Annotated in this window: 22 protein-coding genes; 14 read left to right on the forward strand and 8 right to left on the reverse strand. The window is 72.7% G+C overall.

Features of this window, described 5'->3' with window-relative positions; translation table 11 throughout:
* Nucleotides 1-12: 12 nt before the first annotated feature.
* On the forward strand, nucleotides 13-957 hold the full coding sequence (locus EDD29_RS11645; RefSeq protein ID WP_123664411.1) for a LysR family transcriptional regulator: 945 nt from the start codon (nucleotides 13-15) through the stop codon (nucleotides 955-957).
* A gap of 187 nt (nucleotides 958-1144) precedes the next feature.
* The gene (locus EDD29_RS11650) at nucleotides 1145-2293 is read left to right on the forward strand and encodes a hypothetical protein (protein ID WP_148085930.1); all 1149 of its coding nucleotides are present in this window, start codon (nucleotides 1145-1147) and stop codon (nucleotides 2291-2293) included.
* 7 nt (nucleotides 2294-2300) lie between these two features.
* Here EDD29_RS11650 and EDD29_RS11655 read toward each other — a convergent pair whose 3' ends face one another.
* Nucleotides 2301-3290 (reverse strand): ferredoxin--NADP reductase, encoded by a 990-nt coding sequence (locus tag EDD29_RS11655; protein WP_123664413.1) that lies wholly within the window; start codon nucleotides 3288-3290, stop codon nucleotides 2301-2303.
* Nucleotides 3291-3420: 130 nt separating this feature from the next.
* On the opposite strand from EDD29_RS11655, the gene EDD29_RS11660 reads away from it, so the two are divergent.
* Genes EDD29_RS11660 through EDD29_RS11675 form a run of 4 tightly spaced genes read left to right on the forward strand, consistent with a single transcriptional unit; the run spans nucleotide 3421 to nucleotide 7545 of the window.
* Nucleotides 3421-4815 carry a class I adenylate-forming enzyme family protein gene (locus EDD29_RS11660; protein WP_123664414.1) on the forward strand — a complete coding sequence of 465 codons (1395 nt, stop codon included), beginning with the start codon at nucleotides 3421-3423 and terminating at the stop codon, nucleotides 4813-4815.
* On the forward strand, nucleotides 4799-5701 hold the full coding sequence (locus EDD29_RS11665) for an acyl-CoA dehydrogenase family protein (RefSeq protein WP_123664415.1): 903 nt from the start codon (nucleotides 4799-4801) through the stop codon (nucleotides 5699-5701). The genes EDD29_RS11660 and EDD29_RS11665 overlap by 17 nt, the downstream gene beginning before the upstream one ends.
* Nucleotides 5688-6776: an acyl-CoA dehydrogenase family protein gene (locus EDD29_RS11670; protein WP_123664416.1), complete on the forward strand. Its 1089-nt coding sequence runs from the start codon at nucleotides 5688-5690 to the stop codon at nucleotides 6774-6776. Before EDD29_RS11665 ends, EDD29_RS11670 begins: the two co-directional genes overlap by 14 nt.
* 1 nt (nucleotide 6777) lies before the next feature.
* The gene (locus EDD29_RS11675; protein ID WP_123664417.1) at nucleotides 6778-7545 is read left to right on the forward strand and encodes an enoyl-CoA hydratase/isomerase family protein; all 768 of its coding nucleotides are present in this window, start codon (nucleotides 6778-6780) and stop codon (nucleotides 7543-7545) included.
* Nucleotides 7546-7723: 178 nt separating this feature from the next.
* Here EDD29_RS11675 and EDD29_RS11680 read toward each other — a convergent pair whose 3' ends face one another.
* The gene (locus EDD29_RS11680; RefSeq protein ID WP_123664418.1) at nucleotides 7724-8485 is read right to left on the reverse strand and encodes an SDR family NAD(P)-dependent oxidoreductase; all 762 of its coding nucleotides are present in this window, start codon (nucleotides 8483-8485) and stop codon (nucleotides 7724-7726) included.
* Nucleotides 8486-8745: 260 nt separating this feature from the next.
* Here EDD29_RS11680 and EDD29_RS11685 point away from each other — a divergent pair, with 260 nt between their 5' ends.
* Nucleotides 8746-9237, forward strand: a complete 492-nt coding sequence (locus EDD29_RS11685; RefSeq protein ID WP_123664419.1) for a hypothetical protein — start codon at nucleotides 8746-8748, stop codon at nucleotides 9235-9237.
* An 18-nt stretch (nucleotides 9238-9255) separates the two neighbouring features.
* Here the strand turns inward: EDD29_RS11685 and EDD29_RS11690 are convergent, their stop codons facing one another.
* Nucleotides 9256-9825, reverse strand: coding sequence for a TetR/AcrR family transcriptional regulator (locus EDD29_RS11690; protein ID WP_123664420.1), 570 nt, complete (start codon nucleotides 9823-9825; stop codon nucleotides 9256-9258).
* A gap of 67 nt (nucleotides 9826-9892) precedes the next feature.
* On the opposite strand from EDD29_RS11690, the gene EDD29_RS11695 reads away from it, so the two are divergent.
* A complete protein-coding gene (locus EDD29_RS11695) occupies nucleotides 9893-10390 on the forward strand; it encodes an FBP domain-containing protein (RefSeq protein ID WP_123664421.1) in 498 nt (165 codons plus the stop codon).
* A 42-nt stretch (nucleotides 10391-10432) separates the two neighbouring features.
* On the opposite strand, the gene EDD29_RS11700 is transcribed toward EDD29_RS11695, so the two are convergent.
* Complete coding sequence (locus EDD29_RS11700) at nucleotides 10433-10756, reverse strand: hypothetical protein (protein ID WP_123664422.1); 324 nt, start codon at nucleotides 10754-10756, stop codon at nucleotides 10433-10435.
* Nucleotides 10757-11249: 493 nt separating this feature from the next.
* Between EDD29_RS11700 and EDD29_RS11705 the strand changes: the two genes are divergently transcribed.
* The 4 genes from EDD29_RS11705 (at nucleotide 11250) to meaB (ending at nucleotide 15694) form a co-directional block, all read left to right on the forward strand.
* Nucleotides 11250-11996: an SAM-dependent methyltransferase gene (locus tag EDD29_RS11705; protein WP_123664423.1), complete on the forward strand. Its 747-nt coding sequence runs from the start codon at nucleotides 11250-11252 to the stop codon at nucleotides 11994-11996.
* 110 nt (nucleotides 11997-12106) lie between these two features.
* On the forward strand, nucleotides 12107-13534 hold the full coding sequence (locus EDD29_RS11710; RefSeq protein WP_211359656.1) for a class I adenylate-forming enzyme family protein: 1428 nt from the start codon (nucleotides 12107-12109) through the stop codon (nucleotides 13532-13534).
* Nucleotides 13527-14666, forward strand: a complete 1140-nt coding sequence (locus EDD29_RS11715) for a thiolase family protein (RefSeq protein WP_123664425.1) — start codon at nucleotides 13527-13529, stop codon at nucleotides 14664-14666. Before EDD29_RS11710 ends, EDD29_RS11715 begins: the two co-directional genes overlap by 8 nt.
* The gene (meaB, locus tag EDD29_RS11720) at nucleotides 14663-15694 is read left to right on the forward strand and encodes a methylmalonyl Co-A mutase-associated GTPase MeaB (RefSeq protein ID WP_342774426.1); all 1032 of its coding nucleotides are present in this window, start codon (nucleotides 14663-14665) and stop codon (nucleotides 15692-15694) included. The genes EDD29_RS11715 and meaB overlap by 4 nt, the downstream gene beginning before the upstream one ends.
* A gap of 92 nt (nucleotides 15695-15786) precedes the next feature.
* Here the strand turns inward: meaB and EDD29_RS11725 are convergent, their stop codons facing one another.
* Complete coding sequence (locus tag EDD29_RS11725; RefSeq protein WP_123664426.1) at nucleotides 15787-16086, reverse strand: putative quinol monooxygenase; 300 nt, start codon at nucleotides 16084-16086, stop codon at nucleotides 15787-15789.
* Between the two features lie 181 nt (nucleotides 16087-16267).
* Between EDD29_RS11725 and EDD29_RS11730 the strand changes: the two genes are divergently transcribed.
* Nucleotides 16268-17149, forward strand: coding sequence for a helix-turn-helix domain-containing protein (locus EDD29_RS11730; protein WP_123664427.1), 882 nt, complete (start codon nucleotides 16268-16270; stop codon nucleotides 17147-17149).
* A 43-nt stretch (nucleotides 17150-17192) separates the two neighbouring features.
* Here EDD29_RS11730 and EDD29_RS11735 read toward each other — a convergent pair whose 3' ends face one another.
* From EDD29_RS11735 to EDD29_RS11745, 3 genes are all read right to left on the reverse strand, one after another.
* On the reverse strand, nucleotides 17193-17777 hold the full coding sequence (locus EDD29_RS11735) for a 3'-5' exonuclease (protein ID WP_170201363.1): 585 nt from the start codon (nucleotides 17775-17777) through the stop codon (nucleotides 17193-17195).
* 223 nt (nucleotides 17778-18000) lie between these two features.
* On the reverse strand, nucleotides 18001-18813 hold the full coding sequence (locus EDD29_RS11740) for an acyl-CoA thioesterase (protein WP_123664429.1): 813 nt from the start codon (nucleotides 18811-18813) through the stop codon (nucleotides 18001-18003).
* A 79-nt stretch (nucleotides 18814-18892) separates the two neighbouring features.
* Nucleotides 18893-19570 (reverse strand): TetR/AcrR family transcriptional regulator, encoded by a 678-nt coding sequence (locus EDD29_RS11745; protein WP_123664430.1) that lies wholly within the window; start codon nucleotides 19568-19570, stop codon nucleotides 18893-18895.
* Between the two features lie 138 nt (nucleotides 19571-19708).
* Here EDD29_RS11745 and EDD29_RS46270 point away from each other — a divergent pair, with 138 nt between their 5' ends.
* Nucleotides 19709-21922, forward strand: a complete 2214-nt coding sequence (locus EDD29_RS46270) for an acyl-CoA dehydrogenase family protein (RefSeq protein ID WP_211359657.1) — start codon at nucleotides 19709-19711, stop codon at nucleotides 21920-21922.
* The last annotated feature ends 7 nt before the right edge of the window (nucleotides 21923-21929 follow it).

Consider the following 21929-nt stretch of genomic DNA (forward strand, 5'->3'; position numbering starts at 1 on the left):
TAAGCTGAACTGATGCTCGATGTGCGCAAGCTGCGGCTGCTGCGGGAACTCGCCCATCGCGGGACGATCGCGGCGGTCGCCGAGGCCCTGTCCTACACGCCCTCGGCCGTCTCCCAGCAGCTCGCGGCGCTGGAACGCGAGACGGGGGTGGCGCTCCTGGAGCGGACCGGCCGCCGTGTCACGCTGACCCTCGCGGCGCGGGCGCTCGCGGCGCGCACCGAGCCGGTCCTCGCCGCGCTCGCCGAGGCGGAAGCGGAGCTCGCGGCCTACCGGACCGGGCTCACCGGCACCCTGCGCGTCGGTGCCTTCCCCACGGCGGTGCGGACGGTCCTGTCCCCCGCGCTGGTGACGCTCAGCAGGACCCATCCGGGGCTCGAACTGCGGGTCAGTGAGCTCGATCCGGCGGCGGTGCCCGACGCGCTGCGGGCCGACGCGATCGACGTCGCGCTCGTCCACGAGTACGACTTCACCGCCGGGCCCGACGAACCCGGCCTGGAGACCGAACCGCTGATGGAGGAGACCGTCCACCTAGCGGCCCTGGCGGCGGGGCCGCTCCGGGCGCACCGCGCCGCCCCGTGGATCGCGGGGACGCCCGGCACGCTCTGCCACACGATGACCGTCCGGGCCTGTGAGGCCGAGGGCTTCACCCCGCGGATCCGGCACCACGCCGACGACTTCGGGGCGGTCCTCGCGCTGGTCGCCGCGGGCCAGGGCGTCGCGCTCGTGCCCGACCTGGGCCTCCTGGACCCGCCCCCCGGCCTCGTCCTCACCCCGCTGGCCACCCGCCGACGCACCCGCATCGCCTACCGCCGCGGCCACGCGGCCCACCCCCTGATCGCCGCCGCCCGCACCGCCCTCCACACCACCCGGACGCCACCGATCCCACCGGCCGTGGGGGACCGCGGAAAACCGGGGTGCCCTCCTGATGCGCCGCCCCCTCTCGAACGGCACCGTTGAGTTCTGGCGCCTCACTTTCTGGGACGCCGAGGGGCGCGGCCAGGGCCGCAAGGCGCTGAATGCCGGCGGATCCCACCCTGCGAGTGGGCATGGACGGCAAGGAGGCCGCCAAGATCGGGCCTTCCTCTTGGGCGGGCTGGTAGGCGAGGATCGAAGGTCGCCGGTGCCGATCCCCCAGGAGGCGAAGATGTACGCAGGTCGGATGGTCGCGGCGGTGGCTTCGACGGGAGCGGTTCTGGTGGCCGTCCCGTCCGCCGCTGCCGCGACTCAGGCGGAATGGCATGTGGTGAAGTCCGTGGAGCCGAAGTACTCGAAGGGCTTCTCCGACTTCGACCGGGTGCTGGCGGTCGGCGCCGCCGAGGCCTGGGTGTTCGGTGCGGGAGACGGAGCGGAGTTCGCGGAGGAGCCGACGAACGACATGCTCGCCTACCGGTTCGACGGAAGGACGTGGCGGCACACGAAGCTGCCCGGACGGCTCGGGAACCTGTGGGGTCCGGTCGTCGAGACGGGTCCGTCCGCGGTCTACGCGATGGCCCGGTTCCAGCTTCCCGAAGCGCCCTCGCCGCCGCGCAAGGCCCACTACTCCTCCACGCTCGTGCGATGGAACGGGACGCGGTGGACGGCGATGAAGGGCTGGAAGGGCTACCACCTCCAGGCCATGGCGGTGCTCGGCCCCAAGAACATCTGGGCTTTCGGGAGCCGCGTCCAGAACGGGCGCCTCGTGCCGGTGAGCGTGCACTACGACGGCGGGAAGTGGACCGCGAGCACGGCCCCGTACCTGGTGGAGGCGGTGGTGAAGGGACCGAAGGGCCGCCTGTTCGCCACCGGCTACAAGCCCGATGGCTCCCTCTACGGCTCCGGCACGGCCAGGGCGCTGCGGTTCGACGGTAAGCGGTGGCGGCAGCTCCCGGACTCGGCCTGCAACGGCGCGACGCACCTGGCGAGGCACCGGGGCAAGCTGGTCGGCACCTGCACGAGGTACTACGACGACGGCTCCGTCGTGGGTGTCTTCGTCGTCTGGAACGGCGCGGTCTGGGTGGCCGAGAAGCCCAAGGCGGCCCGTGGAGGCGCCCTCGGCGCACCGGTCCCGGCCCGGGACGGCGGCCTGTGGTTCGCCGGGACGGACGCCAAGGGGAAGGGCGCGCTGCTCCACCGCTCGGCCTCGGGCGCCTGGTCCCGCACGGCGATCTCGCCGGAACCCCTTTCCGGCGCCTCCTACGACTCGGCCGGTCACATGGCGGCCCTGCCGGGCACGTCGTCGCTGCTGCGCGCCGGGCACACCGAGGACGACATGGGCGACCCGACCGGCGCCCTCGTCCGGCTCGACCTGCCCTGACCTCGCGTCACTCCCAGACGACGGTGATGTCGGGGGTGTCGGGGACGGCCTGGCAGGTGAGGACGTAGCCTTCGGCGACTTCGTCGTCTTCGAGGGCGTCGTTGACGCGCATGGTGGCGGAGCCGTCGGTGACGACGGCCATGCAGGTGGCGCAGTTGCCCGCTTCGCAGGAGAAGGGCGGGGCGAGGCCGGCGCGGCGGGCGCTCTGGAGGAGGGTCTCGCCGTCTTTGCGGGGGACTGAGGCCTTCTTTCGGCCCAGGCGGATCGTCACGGTGCCTTCCAGGTCGTCGCCGGGCTCGGGGAGGGGGGCGGTGCCGCCGAAGCGCTCCACGAAGACCTTGCCGGGGCCGGGGAGGGCGGTTTCGACGAGGTCCATGAAGGGGTCGGGTCCGCAGAGGTAGGTGTCGGCGGCGCCGTCGCCGGCGACGAAATCCTTGATGGCCGCCGGGTCGAGGAAGCCGGCGGCGCTGTCGTAGTGGCGGGTGTAGGAGAAGCGGCCGGGGTGGCGCGCGGCCAGGCCGGCGAGGGCCGCCTCGAACAGGGCGGCGTCGGGGGAGCGGTCCGCACAGAGCAGGCGGACCGTACGCGACGTGGAAGCCAGCGCGCTCTTGGCGAGCGAAAGGATCGGCGTGATGCCGCTGCCGCCTGCGAAGCCCAAGAGCGGGGCGTCGGTATCGCGGAGGCAGAAGACGCCGAAGGGCCGGGTCAGCTCCAGGGAGTCGCCTTCGGTGACGTTGTCGAGCAGCCAGTTGGAGACCCTGCCCGTGGGTACGCGCTTGACGGTCGTCATCAGCTCGCCGTCGGTCTCCGGGGCGCTCGACATCGAGTACGAGCGCAGCAGTTCGACCCCGTCCACGGCGACGCGGAACGTGCAGAACTGGCCCGCGCGGTAGGTGAACGGCCCCCCGTCCGGCGTGAGCACGAACGTCGCGGCGTCGGCGGTCTCGCGGACGATCCGGGCCACCCGCGCGCGCTGGAACAAAGGGGGTCTCGGCATGGACGTTCTCCTTCTGGTATGAAAGTTCTAGTTAGGCGAGAATACTATTCTCGTCACAGAGATGGGAGGCTTCCATGGCGTCGAGGAACCTGCCGCGCCGCGGCGGCGGCGGGGCCGCGGGGGGCCGGGCATGAGCGCCGCGGCCCTCGTCTTCGAGGAGCGGGAGTACTCCGCCGAGCGACTGGAGGAACTCGCCGACGCGCTCGCCGCGGCCCTCGCCGAGCGCGGGGTGCGTCCCGGGCAGCGGGTCGCGCTGATGTCGGCGAACCGGCCCGAGTTCGTCATCGCGGTCAAGGCGATCTGGCGGCTCGGCGCGGCGGTCGTGCTGTTCAGCCCGGCGTGGAAGCGCGCCGAGGTCGACCACGCCCTGGCCGTCACCCGGCCCGACCACGCGGTCGGCGACCACCCCGTCCTGGCGGAGGCGATGCCCATGCTCCACTTGGACGACCCCGTACCGCCCGACACAGGGGAGTTCCCCGGGCCGGACCCGAAGGCCGACGCCGTCCTCGTCTTCAGTTCCGGCACGACCGGCCTGCCCAAGGCGGTCCGGCACACCCACGCCTCGTTCGGCGCGGCCGTCGCGCACTGGCGGGACGCCCTGGGCCTCACCGAGGACGACCGGATCCAGGTCACCACGCCGCCGTCGCACATCCTCGGCCTGCTCAACATCGTGACCGCGCTGAAGACCGGCGCCTGGATGCGGCTGCACCGCCGCTTCGACCTCGACGGCATGCTCCGCGCCATCCAGGACGACCGCGTCACCATCGAGATGGCCGTCGCGCCCATCGCGCTCGCCCTCGCCGCCCACCCCGACCTGGAGTCCTATGACCTCTCGTCGCTGCGCTACATCATGTGGGGCGCGACCCCGGTGACGCAGAGCGTCGCCCAGGAGGTCACCCGGCGGACCGGCGTAGGGTTCCTGCCCGCCTACGGCGCCAGCGAAGTCCCCGTCATCGCCTGCAACCCCCTCATCGGCGGCCGCCTCGACAGCGCGGGACGCGCCGTGCCCGGGGTCGAGGTCCGGGCCGTCGACCTGCTGACGGGCGAGCCCGTCGCGCCGGGTGAGACCGGCGAGATCCAGGTGCGCGCCGAGTCCGTCATGGCGGGATACCTCCCGGAGGAGGCCACCGCCGGCTCGCTCGTCGACGGCTGGTACCGCACCGGTGACGTCGGCAGCGTCGACGCGCGCGGCTGGATCCGGCTGACCGACCGCTCCAAGGAGATGATCAAGGTCCGCGGCTTCCAGGTCGCGCCCGCCGAGGTCGAGGCGGTCCTGCACGGGCATCCCGCGGTCGCCGACTGCGCGGTGTTCGGCGAGCCGCACCCCGGCGACGGCGAGGCGATCGTCGCCGCGGTCGCCGCCTCCGGCCCGGTGGAACCCGCCGAGCTGATCGACCTCGTCGGGGCGAGCCTCGCCTCCTACAAGCGGCCGAGCCGGGTCGTGCTCGTGCCCGAGATCCCCCGCCTGCCCTCCGGCAAGGTGCTCCGCCGCGTGCTCAAGGAGACCCATGGACGCACGACTTAACGAAGAACAGGCCGCGCTGCGCACCGCCGCCGCCCGCCTCGCCGACGACCTCGGCCCCGGCTCCGTCCTCGACCTCGACGACGCCGAACGCGTCACCCGCCTGGAGAAGGCGGTCGCCTCGACGGGCTGGCGGACGCTCCGCACGGACGGGGCGACCGGCGTGGAGGTGGCGCTCGTCGCCGAGGAGTTCGGCCGCGGCCTCGTGGACGTCCCGTTCCTCGGCCCGGCCCTCGCCGACGACCTGCTCCGGCATGTCGGCGAGTCCGGCGCGTGGACCCTGGCCGTCGACGCCTCGGCCGTGGACTCGCGCGGCGCGGAACGCGTCGTCACGCTCACCGGCCGGCGGCTGCTCGCGGGCCGCGTCGGCACGCTCGTGCCCGGCGCCGACCTGACGCGCCGGGACGCGGAGGTCGTCGGGCCGCTGGAACAGCTCGCGGAACTGCCCGCCGAGGCCGTCGGCCGGTTCCGGGCGCTCGCGCTCGTCGCCACGACCGCCGACCTCGTCGGCACCGCGCGCGGCGCGCAGGCCCTCGCCGTCGAGTACGCGAAGGTCCGCGAGCAGTACGGGAAGGCGATCGGCGGCTACCAGGCCGTCGCGCACCTCCTCGCGGAGTCCCTGGCGCTCATCGAGGGCTCGGTGAGCGTCCTGCGGCACGCGGCCTGGGCCGTCGACGAGCTGGCGCCGGACGAGGCGCTGAACGCCGCCCGCATCGCCAAGGTGTACTGCGCGCGCGCCGCCCGGACCGTCGCGGAGACCGCGATCCAGGTGCACGGCGGCATCGGCAACACCTGGGAGTGCCTCGCCCACGTCCACCTGCGCCGCGCGCTGGCCTCGACCCATCTGTTCCCCGTCGGCCTGGAGGAGATCGACCTTGGACTTTCGTGACTCGCCTGAGGAGGCCGCCTTCCGCGTCGAGCTGAGGGCCTGGCTCACGGGCAACGCCGAGCAGTTCGCTGTCACCGGTGACGACTACTGGCGGAAGGCGGGGGAGTGGCATCGCGCGCTGCACGGCGCGGGGTTCTTCGGCGTCACCTGGCCGGAGGAGTACGGCGGACGTAATCTGCCGCCCGTCTACGACGTCATCCTGGACGAGGAGCTTGCGCTCGCCGGTGCGCCCCCAAGGCCGAGCCTCGGCTATCTCGTCCACGGGCTCGGCCGCCACGGGAGCCCGGAGCTGGCCCGCCGCTTCCTGCCCGGCATGATCGACGGCACCGAGCGCTGGTGCCAGGGCTTCTCCGAGCCCGGCGCGGGCTCCGACCTCGCCTCCCTGACGACCACGGCGGTCCGGGACGGCGACGACTACGTCCTGCACGGCCACAAGATCTGGACCAGCTACTCCGACGTCGCCGACTGGTGCCTGCTCCTCGCCCGCACCGATCCGGACGCGCCCCGGCACAAGGGCATCTCGGCGTTCATCGTCACGATGCACCAGCCCGGGATCGAGCAGCGCCCGCTGAAGATGATCAACGGCGTGACCACCGAGTTCGGCCAGGTCCTCTTCGACGGAGCCCGGGTGCCCGCCGACCAGATGGTCGGCTCGCCCGGGGAAGGCTGGAGGCTCGCCATGACCGTCGTCGGGCACGAGCGGGAGCCTTCGACGCTCGGGTACGCCGCGCGCTACGGGAAGCTCGTCAGGCAGATGGCCGGCCAGACGACGGGACGGGTACCGGAGGAACTGGCATGGGCCGCGGTCCAGGCCGAGATGCTCCGCCTGCACGTCCGCCGGCGGCTCTCCGAGCAGCTCGACGGGGTCGTGCACGGCTCCGACGGGTCGCTCGACAAGCTGCTCATGACCTGGACCGAGCAGTCCGTCGGGCACGCCGCCCTCGCGGTCGGGGGCGTGAAGGATCCCGAGCTGCTGTCCGCCTATCTGTACAGCCGTGCCCAGAGCGTCATGGGCGGCACGTCGCAGATCCAGAAGAACATCATCGCCGGCCGCATCCTCGGACTGGGAGCCTGACATGTACGACCTGCCAGCGGAGATCCAGGTCAGGGCCGATGGCCCCCTGCGCTTCATCACCCTCAACCGGCCCGACGCGCTCAACGCCGTCAACGACGCCCTGCACACCGGGCTCGCCAAGCTGTGGCCGCAGCTCTCGGAGGACCGCGACGCGCGCGCGGCGGTGCTCACGGGAGCGGGCCGGGCGTTCTCGGCGGGCGGCGACTTCGCCTACCTCGCCGAGCTCAAGGACGACGCGGCCTTGCGCGCCAAGACGATCGCGCACGGGCGGGAGATCGTGCTCGGCATGGCCCGCTGCCGGGTCCCGGTCATCACCGCGGTGAACGGGCCCGCGGTCGGGCTCGGATGCAGCCTCGTGGCGCTGAGCGACATCGTGTACATGGACCCGGCGGCGTACCTCGCCGACCCGCACGTCCAGGTAGGGCTGGTCGCCGCGGACGGCGGGCCCTTGACGTGGCCGCTGCACACGAGCCTTCTGCACGCGAAGGAGTACGCGCTGACGGGGGCCCGTATCCCCGCCGACAGGGCGGTCACCATGGGCCTCGCGAACCATGTCGCGGAGGACGCGCTCAAGGAGGCGACTTCTACGGCCGAGCGTATAGCGACGCTGCCTCGCCAGGCCGTGGAGTCCACCAAGCGGCTGCTCAACCTTCACCTGGAGCGCGCGGTCCTCAACACGCTCGACTTCGCGATGGCCTCCGAGGAGCAGTCCTTCCAGACCGAGGACTTCGCCGCCATCGTCACCCGCCTCACCGCGAAGAAGGCCTGACCCCGGACCGCCGGGGGCCCGGACGCGCCGAGCCGAGCCCCCGGCGCCCGCCTCATCGAGGCGGGCACCCAGCCGCCGGGGCCTCGGACGCGCCGAGCCGTGGCCCCGGCGCCCGCCCGCCGGGCGGGTGCCGGAACCCGTCGGAGCCCCGGGCGCGTCGGGGCTCCGGCGTTCTGCGCTACTTCGGGGGGAAGCGGAGGGCGCCGTCGAGGCGGATGACCTCGCCGTTGAGGTAGTCGTTCTCCAGCAGGTGCTGGACGAGGGCGGCGTACTCGGGCGACTGCCCCATCCGGCGGGGGTGCGGGACCTGCGGGCCCCAGTAGGCCTCCAGCTTGTCTCCCGCCTTGCCGTAGGCCGGGGTGAGGAACGTGCCCGGCGCGATCGTCACGACCCGGATGCCGAGCGGCGACAGGTCGCGGGCCGCCACCAGCGTCATGCTGACGACGCCGCCCTTGGCCGCCGCGTAGGGAAGCTGCCCGATCTGCCCCTCGTACGCGGCGATCGAAGCGGTGTTGACGATGACGCCGCGGGACCCGTCGATAGGCTCCTGCTTCCCTAGCGCGGCGGCCGACAGCCGCATCACGTTGAACACCGCGGTCAGGTAGAACTCCAGGGTGCGGCGGAACCCGTCGAGGTCGAGGGGCTCCCCGTCCTTGCCGATGAGCCTTCCGCCCGAGGCGGGCCCGCCGTGCGCGTCCACCGAGAACCGGAACGGCGCGAGCGCCTGCGCCTCGGCGATCGCCGCCTTGACGTCCTCCTCCGACGTGGCGTCCGTCCGGACGTACCGGACACCCAGCTCGGCTTCGAGCGCCTTGCCCTTCTCGTCGGCCAGGTCCGCGACGACCACCTCGGCCCCCGCCGCCCGCAGCCGCCGCACGGTCGCCTCCCCGAGCCCGCCCGCCCCGCCCACGACCAGCGCCGAACTCCCCGCGATCTCCATAGGAATTCCCTTCTCGCGTAAGTATCGCTCTACTCCAGCGAGAGCAACATTCTCATGCAGGCGAAGGGCGAGACAAGGCGGCCCTCCCGCGTGCGCGGGTTCCCCCGGACCGGTCGTGCGGCGGGACCGGGGCGCCCCTGCCCGGTCATGAGGTTCCTGGTGCAAGCGCGCGGCGGGGTGGGGCGGTCGCCGTCCGGCGCGGGTTTCCCGGCCCGGGCGCGGGGTGAAGGGGAAGAGGGAACAAGATCGCGGAGGTGGGCATGGGGTACGACGCCGGGGCGTGGGCGGACTTCTGCGCGGCGGTGATGGGCACCTCGGGCGCGCTCAGCGGCCTGCTGATCGTCGCGGTGACGATCAACATCGAGCGGATCCTCGCCTACCCCGGACTGTCGGCCCGCGCCGCCGCGACCCTGATCCTGTTCGCCGCGCCGCTGGTCCTGTGCGCGCTCGTCCTCGCCCCCGGCCAGCCTCGCGGGGCGCTCGCCGCCGAACTCCTCGCCACCGGCGCCGTCCTCGGCTGGGCCCTCACCGCCGCGCACGCCCGCGCCGCCCGCGCGCCGGACCGCCGCGACCGCAGCCGCCACCTCCGCACCGCCACCACGCTCCTGTGCGCGGGCGGCGTCCTCCTCGCCGGCGCGACCCTCGCGGCGGGGTGGGGCGGCGGCCTCTACTGGCTGCTCCCCACCGTTCTGGGCGCCTTCGTCCTCGGCCTTCTCGCCACCTGGGTCCTGCTGGTCGAGATCCTCCGCTGAGCCGGCCGCCCCGGCCGGTCAGCCCCCGGACGTGCCGCTGAGGGCGGTGTGGAGGGCGTCGAGGGTCCAGTTCCAGGAGGACGCGGTGGGGCGCTGGGTGTGGCTGAACGCACCGGTGAGCTCAAGGGTGATGTAGCCGTGGAGGGCGGCGCCGAGGAAGCGGATCGCATCGGTCTGGGCGGGTTCGGGGAGGTCGTAGCCGCGCAGGAGGGAGCGGGACAGCTCCGAGTGGCGGGGGGCGGCGCTCGCGAGCGCGGTCTCCGGGTCGAGGTCGAAGCGGGTGGCGGCGTAGCGGCCGGGATGGGCGTGGGCGTAGTCGCGGTAGGCGTTCGCGAAGGCCCCGAGCGCCTCCTTCCCGGCGCGTCCGGCGAGCGCCTCGGCGGCGCGGTCGGCGAGTTCCGCGAGGGCGAGCAGGGCCACCCGGACCTTCAGTTCGTGGGCGCTGCCGATGTGCGCGTAAAGGCTCGGATCCTTGACGCCGAGCCGCCGGGCGACCGCGGAGACCGTCAGATGCTCGAAGCCGACCTCGTCGGCCAGGTCGGCCGCTGCCCTGGTCAGGCCCTCGAGGGTGATGCCCGCGCGCGCCATGCGGTCTCCGTAGACTAGATGAATTAATCTTTTGCCTAATTATATTAGCCCAGGTAGCCTCGCGGATATGAGACAACTTTCCGACGCCGAGGTCCGCGCGTCGTTCGTCAACTGCTCGAAGGGCGAGGCCAAGCGCATCGACCTCCCCAGGGACCTCGCGGAGCGCCCCTGGGAGGATCTCGACTTCCTCGGCTGGCGCGATCCGGGCGCGCCCGACCGCGGCTACGTCGTCACCGAGCAGGCCGGCCGCCTCGTCGGCATCGCCCTGCGCGCGGCCCCCTCCGCGGCGCGCGGCTTCACCTCCCGAGGCATGTGCTCCCTCTGCCTCACCGTCCACTCCAGCGGCGGCGTCTCCCTCATGACCGCCCGCCGCACCGGCGAAGCGGGCCGCCTCGGCAACACCGTCGGCCTCTACCTCTGCGCCGACCTCGCCTGCTCCCTCTACATCCGCGGCAAACGCCACTCGAAGGCCGCCCAGGGCCTCGACGAAACCCTCTCCGTCGAAGACAAGATCACCCGCGCCGAAGCCAACCTCACAGCCTTCCTGACGAAGATCACCGCCTGACGGCGCGATCGGTCCCGGGGCCGTGAGCCGCCGTGGCGCGCGTCAGAGGGGCTTGCGCCCGACGTCCTGGGCGGGCCGCCCGTTCGCCATCCGCACCTCGGCGAGGAGGAGCAGCGCGGCGTCCCGCAGCTCTTCGAAGGAGCCGTCGAGGTTCAGGGTGAGAGCCCGCTTCTCGTCAAGGTCGGCGACGAGGTCCGCGAGGACGTTCGGGTAGGTCGAGACGTCCCTCTCGGACCGGTTCTCGAACTCCTCCACCTCGGTGTGGATCTCGGTGAGGATCAGTTCGATCTCGTCCAGCAGCCGGGTGTCCCGCCCCAGCCGCACCAGGTGCCGGATCAGCCGCCACAGGTCTCGTCCTCGCCCCATCCCCGCAGCATCCACCTCTTCCCGCGCGAGCGGAAGAGCCCCCGCGAAACACATGCCGCACACGAGTCGGGGCCGCCTCCCGCCCCGGCGAACGCGTCGCCCGCCGATCGGCGTCCGCCGGCGTCCGCGGCGGGTGGTAGCTTGTGGAACAGCGGCCGTGTGGTCGCTCATGGAGATGAGAGAGGTGAGTTGATGTCTGTCGTGGAGACGACCGCTGTGTGCGGCGCCCGGACCATCCTCACTTCCCGGGCCTCGTCCTGACCTTCGCCTGCCTTTCTCCCCTCGGGGAGTAGTCCCGGCACGCCTGCCGTCCGGCGGGGCCCCCTTTCAAGGGTCTCCACGTGTTTCATCAACGCACTCCACCTCGACCTTTCCTCTCTTCCTCTGCGCGCGTTCTGACGTCGGCCGGCCACGGCCGGGACACGGACGTGCGGCTGAGCCGCGCCATCGAGCGGTCCCCGAACTTCACGGCTTGACGGAAAGGACTCTGGTCATGGACCTTCCCCGCATCTTCACCATCCGCGAGAGCGGCCACCGCATCCACAACCCGCTGACCGCCGAGAAGTTCGCGACCCTGGGCGCGTCGCTGCGCCTCGACCCCGGCACCACGGTGCTCGACCTGGCCAGCGGCTCGGGCGAGATGCTGTGCACCTGGGCGCGTGACCTCGGCTGCACGGGCGTCGGAGTGGACATCAGCACGCTGTTCACCGAACAGGCGCGGGCCCGCGCCGTCGAGCTCGGCGTCGCCGACCGGGTCTCGTTCGTGCACGGTGACGCCACCGGCCACGTCGCGGCCGAGCCGGTCGATCTGGCCTGCTGCGTCGGCGCCACCTGGATCGGCGACGGCGTCGCCGGCACGGTCGGGCTGCTTCAGCGCAGCCTCCGCCCCGGAGGCCTGATGCTGATCGGCGAGCCGTACTGGCGGCGGACCCCTCCGGACGAGGAGACCGCCAAGGACTGCCACGCCACCGCCATCACCGACTTCCGCACGCTGTCCGGGCTGATCGAGCAGTTCCAGGAACTCGGCCACGACGTCGTCGAGATGACGCTGGCCGATCAGGACAGCTGGGACCGGTACACCGCCGCCCAGTGGCTCACCATGCGCCGCTGGCTCGACCGCAACCCCGCCGACGAGATGGCCGCCGAAGTCCGGGAGGAGCTCACCGACGAGCCCGCCCGCTACGCGCGTGGCATCCGCGAGTACCTCGGCTGGGGCGTCTTCGCCCTCATGAAGCGCTGACCCTCCCGCCCCGTGCGGGCTCGGACGCCACACCGTCCGGGCCCGCACGGGGGTGGGTCTTGCAAGGGGTACTCTTGGTTTGCGAGAATCATCTTCTCATGAACATTAATATGATTCTCGAGATGGCGGCGGCCGCCGGGGAACGTGCGGCCTTGACGGCGAACGGGCGGACGCTCACGGCCGCGGAGCTGGTCCTGGTGACGAGGGCGGCGGCCGAGAGGTTCCGGGAGTATCCGGCGGTGCTGTACCTGGGGGCGAACCACCTGGCGTATCCGGTGGCGCTCTTCGGGGCGGCGCGGGCCGGGGTGCCGTTCGTGCCGGTGAACTACCGGCTGAGCGAGCGGCAGATCGCGGAGCTGCTGGAGAGGCATCCGGGGGCGCTGGTGCTGCGCGCCGAGGACCTCGACGGGTTCGTCGCGGAGCTGGACGCGGTGGAGCTGCCCGACGAGGCCGAGGCCGTGCCCGACGATCGGGACGCGGTGGCGGTGGTGCTCTACACGAGCGGGACCACGGCGGCGCCCAAGGCCGCGCTGCTCCGGCACAAGCACCTGCTCGCCTACGTGTTGAACACGCTGGAGTTCGCCTCGGCCGGCGAGGAGGACGCGGCGCTCGTCGCGGTGCCGCCGTATCACATCGCGGGGCTGGCGAACCTGATCTCCAACCTCTACACGGGGCGGCGCGTGGTCTACATGACCGCGTTCAACGCCGCCGAGTGGCTTGCCACGGTCCGGCAGGAGAAGGTCACCCACGCGCTGGTCGTGCCGACGATGCTCGCCCGGATCGTCGCCGAGGTCGAAGGCGACGACGCGGCCACACCGAGCCTGCGCAACCTCGCCTACGGGGGTGCCCGGACCCCGCGCCCTGTGCTGGAAAGGGCGCTCGCCGTCTTCCCGGACACAGGGTTCGTCAACGCCTACGGGCTCACCGAGACCGCGTCGTCCATCGCCGTCCTCGGGCCGAACGACCACCGCAAGGCCATCGCCGCCGCCGACCCCGCCCACCGCGAAAGGCTCGGCTCCGTCGGACGGGCGGTCCCGGGCGTCGAGTTCCAGGTCCGCGACGAGGACGGCAAGACCCTCGCCGCAGGAGAGACCGGCCTCGTGTTCGCCCGCGGAGAGCAGGTCTCCGGGGAGTACGGCGGCCATAGCGCGCTGGACGCAGAAGGCTGGTTCCCCACCCGCGACCGCGGCCGCCTCGACGAGGACGGCTACCTGTTCATCGAGGGCCGCGCCGACGACACCATCATCCGGGGCGGCGAGAACGTCGCGCCCGCCGAGATCGAGGACGTCATCCTCACCCACCCCGGCATCACCGAGGCCGCCGTCATCGGCCTCGCCGACCCCGAGTGGGGGCAGCGGATCGTCGCGGTCGTGGTCGGCGAGGCCGACCCCGAGGAGATCCGCGCCTACGTGCGCGAGCGGCTGCGGTCGTCCAAGACCCCTGACACCGTCGTCTTCCGCGACGTGCTGCCCAAGACCGACACCGGAAAGCTGCTACGCCGCACCCTCGTGGCGGAACTGGAGACCTCCAATGCCTGAAGCCGTGATCCTCGAGGCCCTGCGCACCCCCATCGCGACCGCGTTCAAGGGCTCCCTGCGCGACGTCGACGGGTTCGTCCTCGCCGACCGGGTCGTCGGGGCCGCCGCCGCGAAGCTCGACCCCGCCGCGATCGACGACGTCATCCTCGGGGAGGGCCTGTACGGCGGCGGCGTCGTCGCCCGGCACGCCGCGGTGACCGCCGGCCTGACCGGCGCGCCCGGCCTCGCCCTCAACCGGCACTGCGCGGCGGGCCTGTCGTCGGTGCAGATGGCCGCCGCGAGCATCCGCGCCGGCATGGACGAACTGATCATCGCGGGCGGCGTGAACAGCAGCTCGACGGCGCCGCGCGGCTACCGCGTCGTGGGGGAGGAGCGGGTCGACTGGAACTCGCCGACCCACCCCGACCGGCCGGACGCCCCGAACCGGGACATGTCGATCACCGTAGGGTGGAACGCAGCCCAGCGCGCTGGAGTGAGTCGCGAGGAGATGGACGCGTGGGCGCTGCGCTCGCACCGCAACGCCATCCGCGCCATCGACGAGGGCCGCTTCGCCGCCGAGATCGTGCCGGTCGAGACCCCGCGCGGTCTGTTCGAGACCGACGAGCACCCCCGCCGCGACACGACCCTGGAGAAGCTCGCGTCGCTGAAGCCGCTGCACCCGGAGATCGAGGGGTTCAGCATCACCGCGGGCAACGCGTGCGGCTCGAACGACGCGGCCGCCGCGCTCGTCGTGGCGAGCGGCGGGCTCGGCCTGCCCGCGCTGGCGACGATCCGGTCGTGGGCGTCGGTCGGCGTCGACCCGGCCGAGACCGGCCTCGCCCCGGTCAAGGCGATCCCCAAGGCGCTCGCCCGCGCCGGCCTCACCCCCGGCGACGTCGACCTCTTCGAGATCAACGAGGCGTTCGCGGCCATGTGCGTCGCCACGATCGCGCTCCTCGGCCTCGACCCCGAGCGCGTCAACGTCAACGGCAGCGGCTGCGGTCTCGGCCACCCCGTCGCCGCGACCGGCTCGCGCATGCTCGTCACCCTCGTGCACGAGCTCCGCCGCCGCGGCGGCGGCATCGGCGTCGCCGCCATGTGCGCCGGCGGCGGCATGGGCTCCGCCGCCGTCATCGAGGTCCACGCCCCGTGACCCACCCGCAGGAGACGGACGCCCCGTCCGGCCCGGACGACGGCGTCCGCACGGCGGGGGCGCCGTCGGGCGCCGGTGACGGGCACCCGGTCCCGACCGGCGCGTCGAACGGGCGGAGCGCGCGGCTGGGAGGCACGCGCTCCGCTCCCGCGGATCCGGCGGCGCTGCTCGCGGCGGCGTGCGCCGGATCGGTGCGGGCGGCGGGGCGGCTGCTGAGCCTCGTCGAAGGGGAGACCCGCGACGCGGTGCTCGGCGTGCTGCCCGAAGGGGCGGCGCGCGCCCGGGTCGTGGGGGTGACCGGCCCGCCCGGGGCCGGGAAGTCGACGACCGTCGCGGCGCTCGTCGGGGCCTATCGGGCTCGGGGACTGCGGGTCGCGGTGCTCGCGGTGGATCCGTCGTCGCCGTTCAGCGGCGGCGCTCTCCTCGGCGACCGGATCCGGATGGCCGAGCACACGACCGACCCCGGCGTGCTCATCAGGTCGCTCGCCGCGCGCGGGCACCTCGGCGGGCTGTCGGCGGCGGTGCCGGCCGCGGTGCGGGTGCTCGGCGCGCTCGGCTTCGACCTCGTGCTGCTGGAGACGGTCGGCGTCGGCCAGTCGGAGATCGAGATCGCCGCGGTCGCGAACCCGGCGGTCGTGGTGCTCGCCCCCGGCGCGGGCGACGCCGTCCAGGCCGCTAAGGCGGGCCTCCTTGAGGTCGCCGACCTACTCGTGGTGAACAAGGCCGACCGCGACGGCGCCGACCAGACCGTCCGCGACCTTCACATCGAGACCGAACTGCCCATCCTCAAGCTCGTCGCCTCCCGCGGCGACGGCATCCCCGAACTCGTCGACGCGATCGAGTCCCACCACCGCGCCGAGGCCCCGCCCCGCGCCGCGGCCCGCGCCACCGCGCAGCTCCTGGCCCTGGCCCAGTCGCGCCTCCGCACCCACCCCGACCTCCCCTGGCTCGCCGCCGCCGTGGCCTCCGGCGACCTCGACCCCTACGCCGCCGTCGCGCTCCTCTTCCAGTCCAGCACCGCCCCCTGACCGCCGGGCCCGCCGCGCCTCGGTCGGACGACCGCGGCGGGCTCCGGCCCCTTCCGAACCGTCCGGAAGGAATCGGCCCAGACGCACTCTTCTCAGGCGGGGACGTCGGTCAGACGGCGCAGGGTGAACGGCTCGGCGAGGATCTCCTCCAGAACCCGGGCGACATGCTGGAAATGCGGCAGCGAGAAGTGGAAGTCGAGCGCGGCTTCGTCGGCCCACTCCTCAACGATGATCATGCGGTCGGGGCGGTGCGGGTCGGCATAGGGCTGGTAGCCCAGGCAGCCCTCCTCGGCCAGCGACGGTGCGATCATCGCGTTCAGCTCGTCCCGCAGCCGCTGCTCCTGACCGGGCTCGGCGCGGAATCCGGCGACGATGGTGAGGGTGTTCGACATGGTGGAGAACTCCTGACGTTCGGTGGTCGCTCGTGGATGGTGGTGCCGTGTTCGCAGGCGAACGATGCCCATCCTGCGGGCCCGGTCCCCGGCCGCCCAGGGCTCCGTTCGGCCGGGGTCCGGCGTGCCTGGGTCTGGCAGGACCAGGCAGGACGGACCGGGCGTCACCGATACTGGGATCATGGATCGTGCGCAGCAGCTCAGCGAGTTCCTCAAGACCCGGCGCGCCCGCCTGAGCCCCGACGACACCGGCACGGTCGGCTTCGGCGGCCAGCGGCGCGTGCCCGGCCTGCGCAGGGAGGAACTGGCGCTGCTGGCCGGCGTGAGCGTCGACTACTACACCCGGTTGGAGCAGGGCCGTGCCCGCAACGTCTCGGCCGACGTCCTGGACGCCGTCGCGGGCGCGCTCCGTCTCGACGCGGACGAACGTGCGTACCTGCACAATCTGGCCAAGCCCGGTACCGCACGTAAACGCCCCGGCCGCCCGCAGCAGGTACGCCCCGAGCTGTGCCAGGCCCTGGACGCCCTGTCCTCCGTCCCCGCCTACATCATCGGCCGCCGTCTGGACATCCTGGCCTGGAACGAACTGGGCAGGCTCCTGATCGCCGACTTCCCGGCCCTGCCCGCCGCCGAGCGGAACATGGCCCGGCTCGTCTTCCTCGACGAGTCCTCCCACGACCTCTATCCCGACTGGGAGACCAAGGCCCGCGACACCGTCGCGAACCTCCGCTTCGACGCCGGACGCCATCCCGACGACCCCCAGTTGGCCACCCTGGTCGGCGAACTGTCCCTGCGCAGCGGTGACTTCCGCCGTCTGTGGGCCGACCACGGCGTCCGCGGCAGGACCCACGGCCGTAAACGCTTCGCCCACCCCCGGCTCGGTGAATTCGCCCTCGACTACGTCGCCATGCGCGCCCCGGACGACCCCGACATGACCATGATGATCTACAGCGCCCCCGAAGGCTCTGACGCCGCGACATCGCTCCGGCTCCTGGCGGGCCTCACCGCCCCCTCGCCGACCATTACCGACCTCCGGGGACTTCGGTCGGGAGGCGCAGGATGAACGGCTCGGCGGCTCGTCCGGGATCGGGCGCGCCGGACGGGCTCTAGCGCGAGGCTCGGGAGAGGCGCGGGGGCGCGGTGCGCTGGGCGGGGACGGAGAGTTCGGGGACCGGCCGGGCGGTGGGGACGGGGCGGGCGGTGATGAGGTGCCGGAAGAGCTGCGCGGTGGCGAGGGTGTCGGCGAGGGCGGCGTGGGCGCCTTCGTAGGGGATGCCGAGTTCGTAGCAGCAGTCGGGGAGTTTGAAGGTGGGGCCGCTGAGGGTGCGGCGGGCGAGCTTCAGGGTGCAGACGCCGGCGGCGATCTCGGGGGTGGGCAGTCCCGCCGCGTGGAGTTGCGCGGTGAGGAAGCGGGCGTCGAAGGGCAGGTTGTGCGCGACGACCACGCGGCCTGCGAGCATCGATCTGATCTGGGCCGAGATGTCGGTGAACGTCGGTGCGTCGCGGACCATCCTCGGGGTGATGCGGTGCACGTGGGTCCCGGACACCCGGCCGAGCGGGCGCACCAGCGTGTCCCAGGAGCCGGTGACGACCCCGCCGACGTCGGTCTGCACGATGGCGACCTCGACGATCTCCCCTGCCGAGGGGGTGAACCCCGTCGTCTCCACGTCCACCACGGCGTACCCGAGCACTCGTTCTCCCTCGAACGGCAGATTCCGGTGGGGCCCGGACCGTCCGGAGCGTCAGGTGACGCGAGCGGAGGCCGAACCCTGGCAACGAGTCGAGAATCTACTCTCGGTGATCGGCGCTCACCTGCTGTCGGCGATCTCCGTGATGGCAGTGTTAGCGAGGACTCGGGTGCGAAACGGACAAGGCCGCCCGAAGGGCATCCGGGCGGCCATTTGCGCGCGTGCGTCAGGTGGAGGCGGGGTCGTGGAAGCGGACCATGGACTCCTGGGCGTAGGAGGCGACGAGGGAGCCGTCGGAGGTGAGGACGTCGCCGCGGCCGTAGGCGCGGGCATGGGCGAGGACCGGGCTGTGCTGGCGCAGGAGGAGCCAGGAGGCCGACGGGACGGGGCGGTGGAACCAGAGGGTGTGGGAGGTGACCGCGGAGGTGAACGCCCTGCCCGCGTCCTGTTGGGAGACGCCTTCGACCGGGCGCAGGGCCGTGCCGATGAGGGTGAGGTCGGTGGCGTAGGCGGTGAGGGCGGGGGCGAAGGCCGGGTCCGTCTCAGGGGTGCGCGTCCACAGCTCGTACTCGGGGGCTTCGGACTTCGCGGTGTCGAGGTCGGTGGCGGACCGGGTCTCCCACGGGATGAGGTCGAGCTTGACGGTGTGCTCGGGGCCGGGCACGGGCGGGACCGCCTCGACGGTCTGGAGCGCCCGGCCGTCTTCGACCGCGTGCAGCGAGGCCGACGCCGTCGCGATGACCCCGCGCGACTGGACGGCGTTCAGCGTCACGGTCGCGAACGAGGAGCCCGCGTGGTGGACGGTCACCTCGTACCGGACGGGCTCGTCCGCGCGTCCGGCGCGCGGGAAGAGCGTGTGCAGCGACTTGAGCGCCTTGTCCGGGCAGGTGACTTCGGCGGCCCGGACGAACTGGGCGAGGAGTTGCCCGCCGAACAGCCGATGGTAGGTGAGCGCCTGGTTGCGGCCCTCGAAGGAGCCGTCCTCGGCCGGGCCGGTGAGGTCGAGGCAGCCGAGCAGGTCGGTCCACAGATCCGTCACGCGTCCTCCTAGCAGTGGGGTGTGTCGATCACCCCACTGTAAGGCACGCTCTATGAAACCGAGAATGACATTCTCGTACTTAGTCGATGGCGGCGAAGCCGTTCGCGCAGAAGTCCCAGACCTCTTCGGCGGTGACCGGGTGGGTGTGGTCGTCCTCGCTGCCGTTGGACTGCGCGATGAACATGACGGTCTGCATCGTGAGCGCCGCCGAGCGCCGCGGCGTGGTGCCGGCGCGCAGGCCGCCCGCCGCCTCGGCGTCGGTCATGAACTCGGTGAACAGCGCGAGCAGCGGGGCGTGCGCGATCTTCACCTCGGCCGGGTGGGAGATGAGGAGCTGCGGCGCGAAGTCGGTGAACAGGGGGCGCTGCGCGACCGGGTCGGGGCGGCAGAGCTCGAAGAGCAGCTCGATCGCGACCCGCAGCCGCTCGAGCGGCTCGGGCAGTCCGGACGCGGCGGCCTTGATCTGGTCGGCCGCGCGGCGCAGCGCGTCCTCGAAGAGGGCGAGCAGCAACTCGTGCTTGCCGTCGAAGTGCTGGTAGAAGCTGCGCAGGGACTGCCGGGAACGATCCACGACCTCCTGCACGGTGAAGTCGGTGGTGCCCTTCTCGGTGATGATCGCCTGGGCGGCGTCGAGGAAGCGCTCCACTCTCTGTTCGGCGCGGAGTTTGGCGGCCTTGGTAGAGCGCTCGACCGCGCGCTGCTTCCATGCCGGCTCTTCGCTCGGGCTGCTCACGGGCGGGTCCGTCTTCTGGGCCATAGGAGAACCTTACTGCACGGCTTTGGCACGTCGCCTTACTGACGGTCGCGTCACCTGGGTTGGTTCAGATGAGACTCTTACTTTCAATTCTTGAGAATGTTATTCTCCGTGCGCACTGGAATGAAACCCGGAGGACCGATGCTGCTTGAGTTCGACGCGGACCAGCGCCTGTGGCGGGACACCGTGCGCGGGGTCGTCGCCAAGGAGTGCCCGCCCGCGCTCGTCCGCGCCGTCGTCGACGACGGGGCGGATCCCGCCCCGCTCTGGCGCGCCTACGCCGGTCTCGGCTGGACCGAGCTGACGGACCGGGCCGACGCCGTCGAACTCGGGATCGTGCTGGAGGAGCTCGGCGCGGCCTGCGACCCCACCCCGTACCTCGCCACCATGACGTGGTTCGCCCCCCTCGCCGGCGGAACCCCCGAAGACGGCGCCCCGGGCACCGCGGCCTTCTCCGGTGTCACCGCCACACGCCTGCCGGCCCCGCCGGACGGCCGGAACCCGGCTTCGCCGGAAGACGGCGGCGGGTGGCGCCTGGACGGCACGGCCCGCCACGTTCTGGACGGCGACCGCGCCGGGGAGATAGCGGTCGTCACCGCCGAAGGCGTCTTCGTGGTGCCCGCGTCGGCCGTCGAGGTGCGCCCGGTACCGGTCTTCGACCCCGGCCTGCACGTCGCCGACCTCGTCTTCGAGGGCGTCCGCGTCACGGAGGCCGAGCGGCGCGCCACCGACCCGGCCGCCGCCCTCGATCTCGCCCGCACCGGCCTCGCCCTCACCGTGGTCGGCGCCTGCCGCCGTGTCCTGGACCTCGTGCTCGCGCATGTCCGCGACCGGCACCAGTTCGGGGTGCCGATCGGCTCGTTCCAGGCGGTCAAGCACAAGGCCGCCGACATGCATGTCGCGATCGAGCGCGCCAGAGCCCTCGCCCGCTTCGCGGCGCTCACCGCCGCGGCCGGCGACCCACGCCGCCCGCTCGCCGCCGCGATGGCCAAGGCCGCGGCCGGAGAATGCCAGTCGCTCGTCTTCCGCCACGGCGTCCAGCTCTTCGGAGGCATGGGCTACACCTGGGAGAACGACCTCCAGTTCGCGCTGAAGCGCGCCAAGGCCGGCGAGCTGCTGCTCGGCGGCGCGGCGGCGCACCGCGCGCTCATCGCCGAGACGGCCTCCGGCGCCGAGCCCATGCGGCTCAGCTTCGACGCCGATGTCGAGGAGTTCCGGGCGGAGTTCGCCGCCTTCCTCGACGCCCACCTGCCGTCCGGCGCCGAGGCGGCGCAGCGCCCCACCTCGACCGCGAACATCCCCGAATGGGCCCGTCCCTGGCAGCGCGAGCTCTTCGACGAGGGCTGGCTGCTGCCCGGCAACCCGCCCGAGTTCGGCGGACGCGGCGCCGGCATCCTCCAGCAGTACGTCCACCTGGAGGAGCTGGCGAGGCGCCGGATCTACCACAGCTTCAACCCGCAGGGCCTGGGCATCATCGCCGCGTCGCTGCTGTCGTTCGGCACCGAGGAGCAGAAGCACCGCTGGGCCGTCCCGATCCTGCGCGCCGAGATCACCGCGGCGCTCGGCATGAGCGAGCCCGAGGCCGGTTCCGACCTCGCGAGCCTGCGGACCCGGGCCGTCCTGGACGGCGGCGAGTTCGTGCTGAACGGCCAGAAGGTCTGGACGTCCGGCGCGCACGACGCCGACGTGATCCTCGCCTTCGTCCGCACCGACCCCGACGCGCCCAAGCACAAGGGCATCAGCGTCCTCGTCGTCCCGACCGATACCCCCGGAGTCGCCCGCCGCCCCTTCGGCTCGATCGCCGGACGCGACGACCTGGACTTCAACGAGGTCTTCTTCGAGAACGCGAGGGTGCCCGCCGAGAACCTCGTCGGCCCGCTGAACGACGGCTGGCGCGTCGCGAACGGCTCACTCGGGCACGAACGCACCCTTCTGTGGCTGAGCTTCGCCGACCGGCTCGAAGACCTCGTCCGCGACTTCAAGCCCGTCACCGCCCTCGGCCGCGACAGGTTCGCCACCCTCGTCATGGACGCCCACGCGCTGCGCCTCATGGGCTCGACGGCCCTCGCCAAGGCCGCGCGCGGAGAACAGGACGTCGCGGCGCTGTCGGTGCTCAAGGTGTTCGGCTCCGAGGCCGTGCAGACCGCGTCGGAGGCCGCGCTGGACTCCGCCGGGGACGCCGCGCTCGCCCACCCCGCGTGGACCGCCCCGTTCGCCCCGCTCAACCTCGACGAGTTCTCCGCCGGCTGGTTCGAACGCTATGTCCGGAGCTTCTCCGGCACCATCGCGGGCGGCACGTCGGAGATCCAGCGGACGATCATCGCCGAGCGCGTGCTCGGCCTACCCCGAGCCTGAGGAGCCC

It is taken from the genome of Actinocorallia herbida, assembly GCF_003751225.1.
In the GTDB taxonomy this organism is placed as follows: Bacteria; Actinomycetota; Actinomycetes; order Streptosporangiales; family Streptosporangiaceae; genus Actinocorallia; species Actinocorallia herbida.

Bases quoted from the DNA above. Each gene is read 5' to 3' on its own strand.
- EDD29_RS11645 (WP_123664411.1), top strand. From the start codon at position 13: ATGCTCGATGTGCGCAAGCTGCGGCTGCTGCGGGAACTCGCCCATCGC.
- EDD29_RS11650 (WP_148085930.1), top strand. From the start codon at position 1,145: ATGTACGCAGGTCGGATGGTCGCGGCGGTGGCTTCGACGGGAGCGGTT.
- EDD29_RS11655 (WP_123664413.1), bottom strand. From the start codon at position 3,290: ATGCCGAGACCCCCTTTGTTCCAGCGCGCGCGGGTGGCCCGGATCGTC.
- EDD29_RS11660 (WP_123664414.1), top strand. From the start codon at position 3,421: ATGAGCGCCGCGGCCCTCGTCTTCGAGGAGCGGGAGTACTCCGCCGAG.
- EDD29_RS11665 (WP_123664415.1), top strand. From the start codon at position 4,799: ATGGACGCACGACTTAACGAAGAACAGGCCGCGCTGCGCACCGCCGCC.
- EDD29_RS11675 (WP_123664417.1), top strand. From the start codon at position 6,778: ATGTACGACCTGCCAGCGGAGATCCAGGTCAGGGCCGATGGCCCCCTG.
- EDD29_RS11680 (WP_123664418.1), bottom strand. From the start codon at position 8,485: ATGGAGATCGCGGGGAGTTCGGCGCTGGTCGTGGGCGGGGCGGGCGGG.
- EDD29_RS11685 (WP_123664419.1), top strand. From the start codon at position 8,746: ATGGGGTACGACGCCGGGGCGTGGGCGGACTTCTGCGCGGCGGTGATG.
- EDD29_RS11690 (WP_123664420.1), bottom strand. From the start codon at position 9,825: ATGGCGCGCGCGGGCATCACCCTCGAGGGCCTGACCAGGGCAGCGGCC.
- EDD29_RS11695 (WP_123664421.1), top strand. From the start codon at position 9,893: ATGAGACAACTTTCCGACGCCGAGGTCCGCGCGTCGTTCGTCAACTGC.
- EDD29_RS11700 (WP_123664422.1), bottom strand. From the start codon at position 10,756: ATGGGGCGAGGACGAGACCTGTGGCGGCTGATCCGGCACCTGGTGCGG.
- EDD29_RS11705 (WP_123664423.1), top strand. From the start codon at position 11,250: ATGGACCTTCCCCGCATCTTCACCATCCGCGAGAGCGGCCACCGCATC.
- EDD29_RS11710 (WP_211359656.1), top strand. From the start codon at position 12,107: ATGATTCTCGAGATGGCGGCGGCCGCCGGGGAACGTGCGGCCTTGACG.
- EDD29_RS11715 (WP_123664425.1), top strand. From the start codon at position 13,527: ATGCCTGAAGCCGTGATCCTCGAGGCCCTGCGCACCCCCATCGCGACC.
- EDD29_RS11725 (WP_123664426.1), bottom strand. From the start codon at position 16,086: ATGTCGAACACCCTCACCATCGTCGCCGGATTCCGCGCCGAGCCCGGT.
- EDD29_RS11730 (WP_123664427.1), top strand. From the start codon at position 16,268: ATGGATCGTGCGCAGCAGCTCAGCGAGTTCCTCAAGACCCGGCGCGCC.
- EDD29_RS11745 (WP_123664430.1), bottom strand. From the start codon at position 19,570: ATGGCCCAGAAGACGGACCCGCCCGTGAGCAGCCCGAGCGAAGAGCCG.
- EDD29_RS46270 (WP_211359657.1), top strand. From the start codon at position 19,709: ATGCTGCTTGAGTTCGACGCGGACCAGCGCCTGTGGCGGGACACCGTG.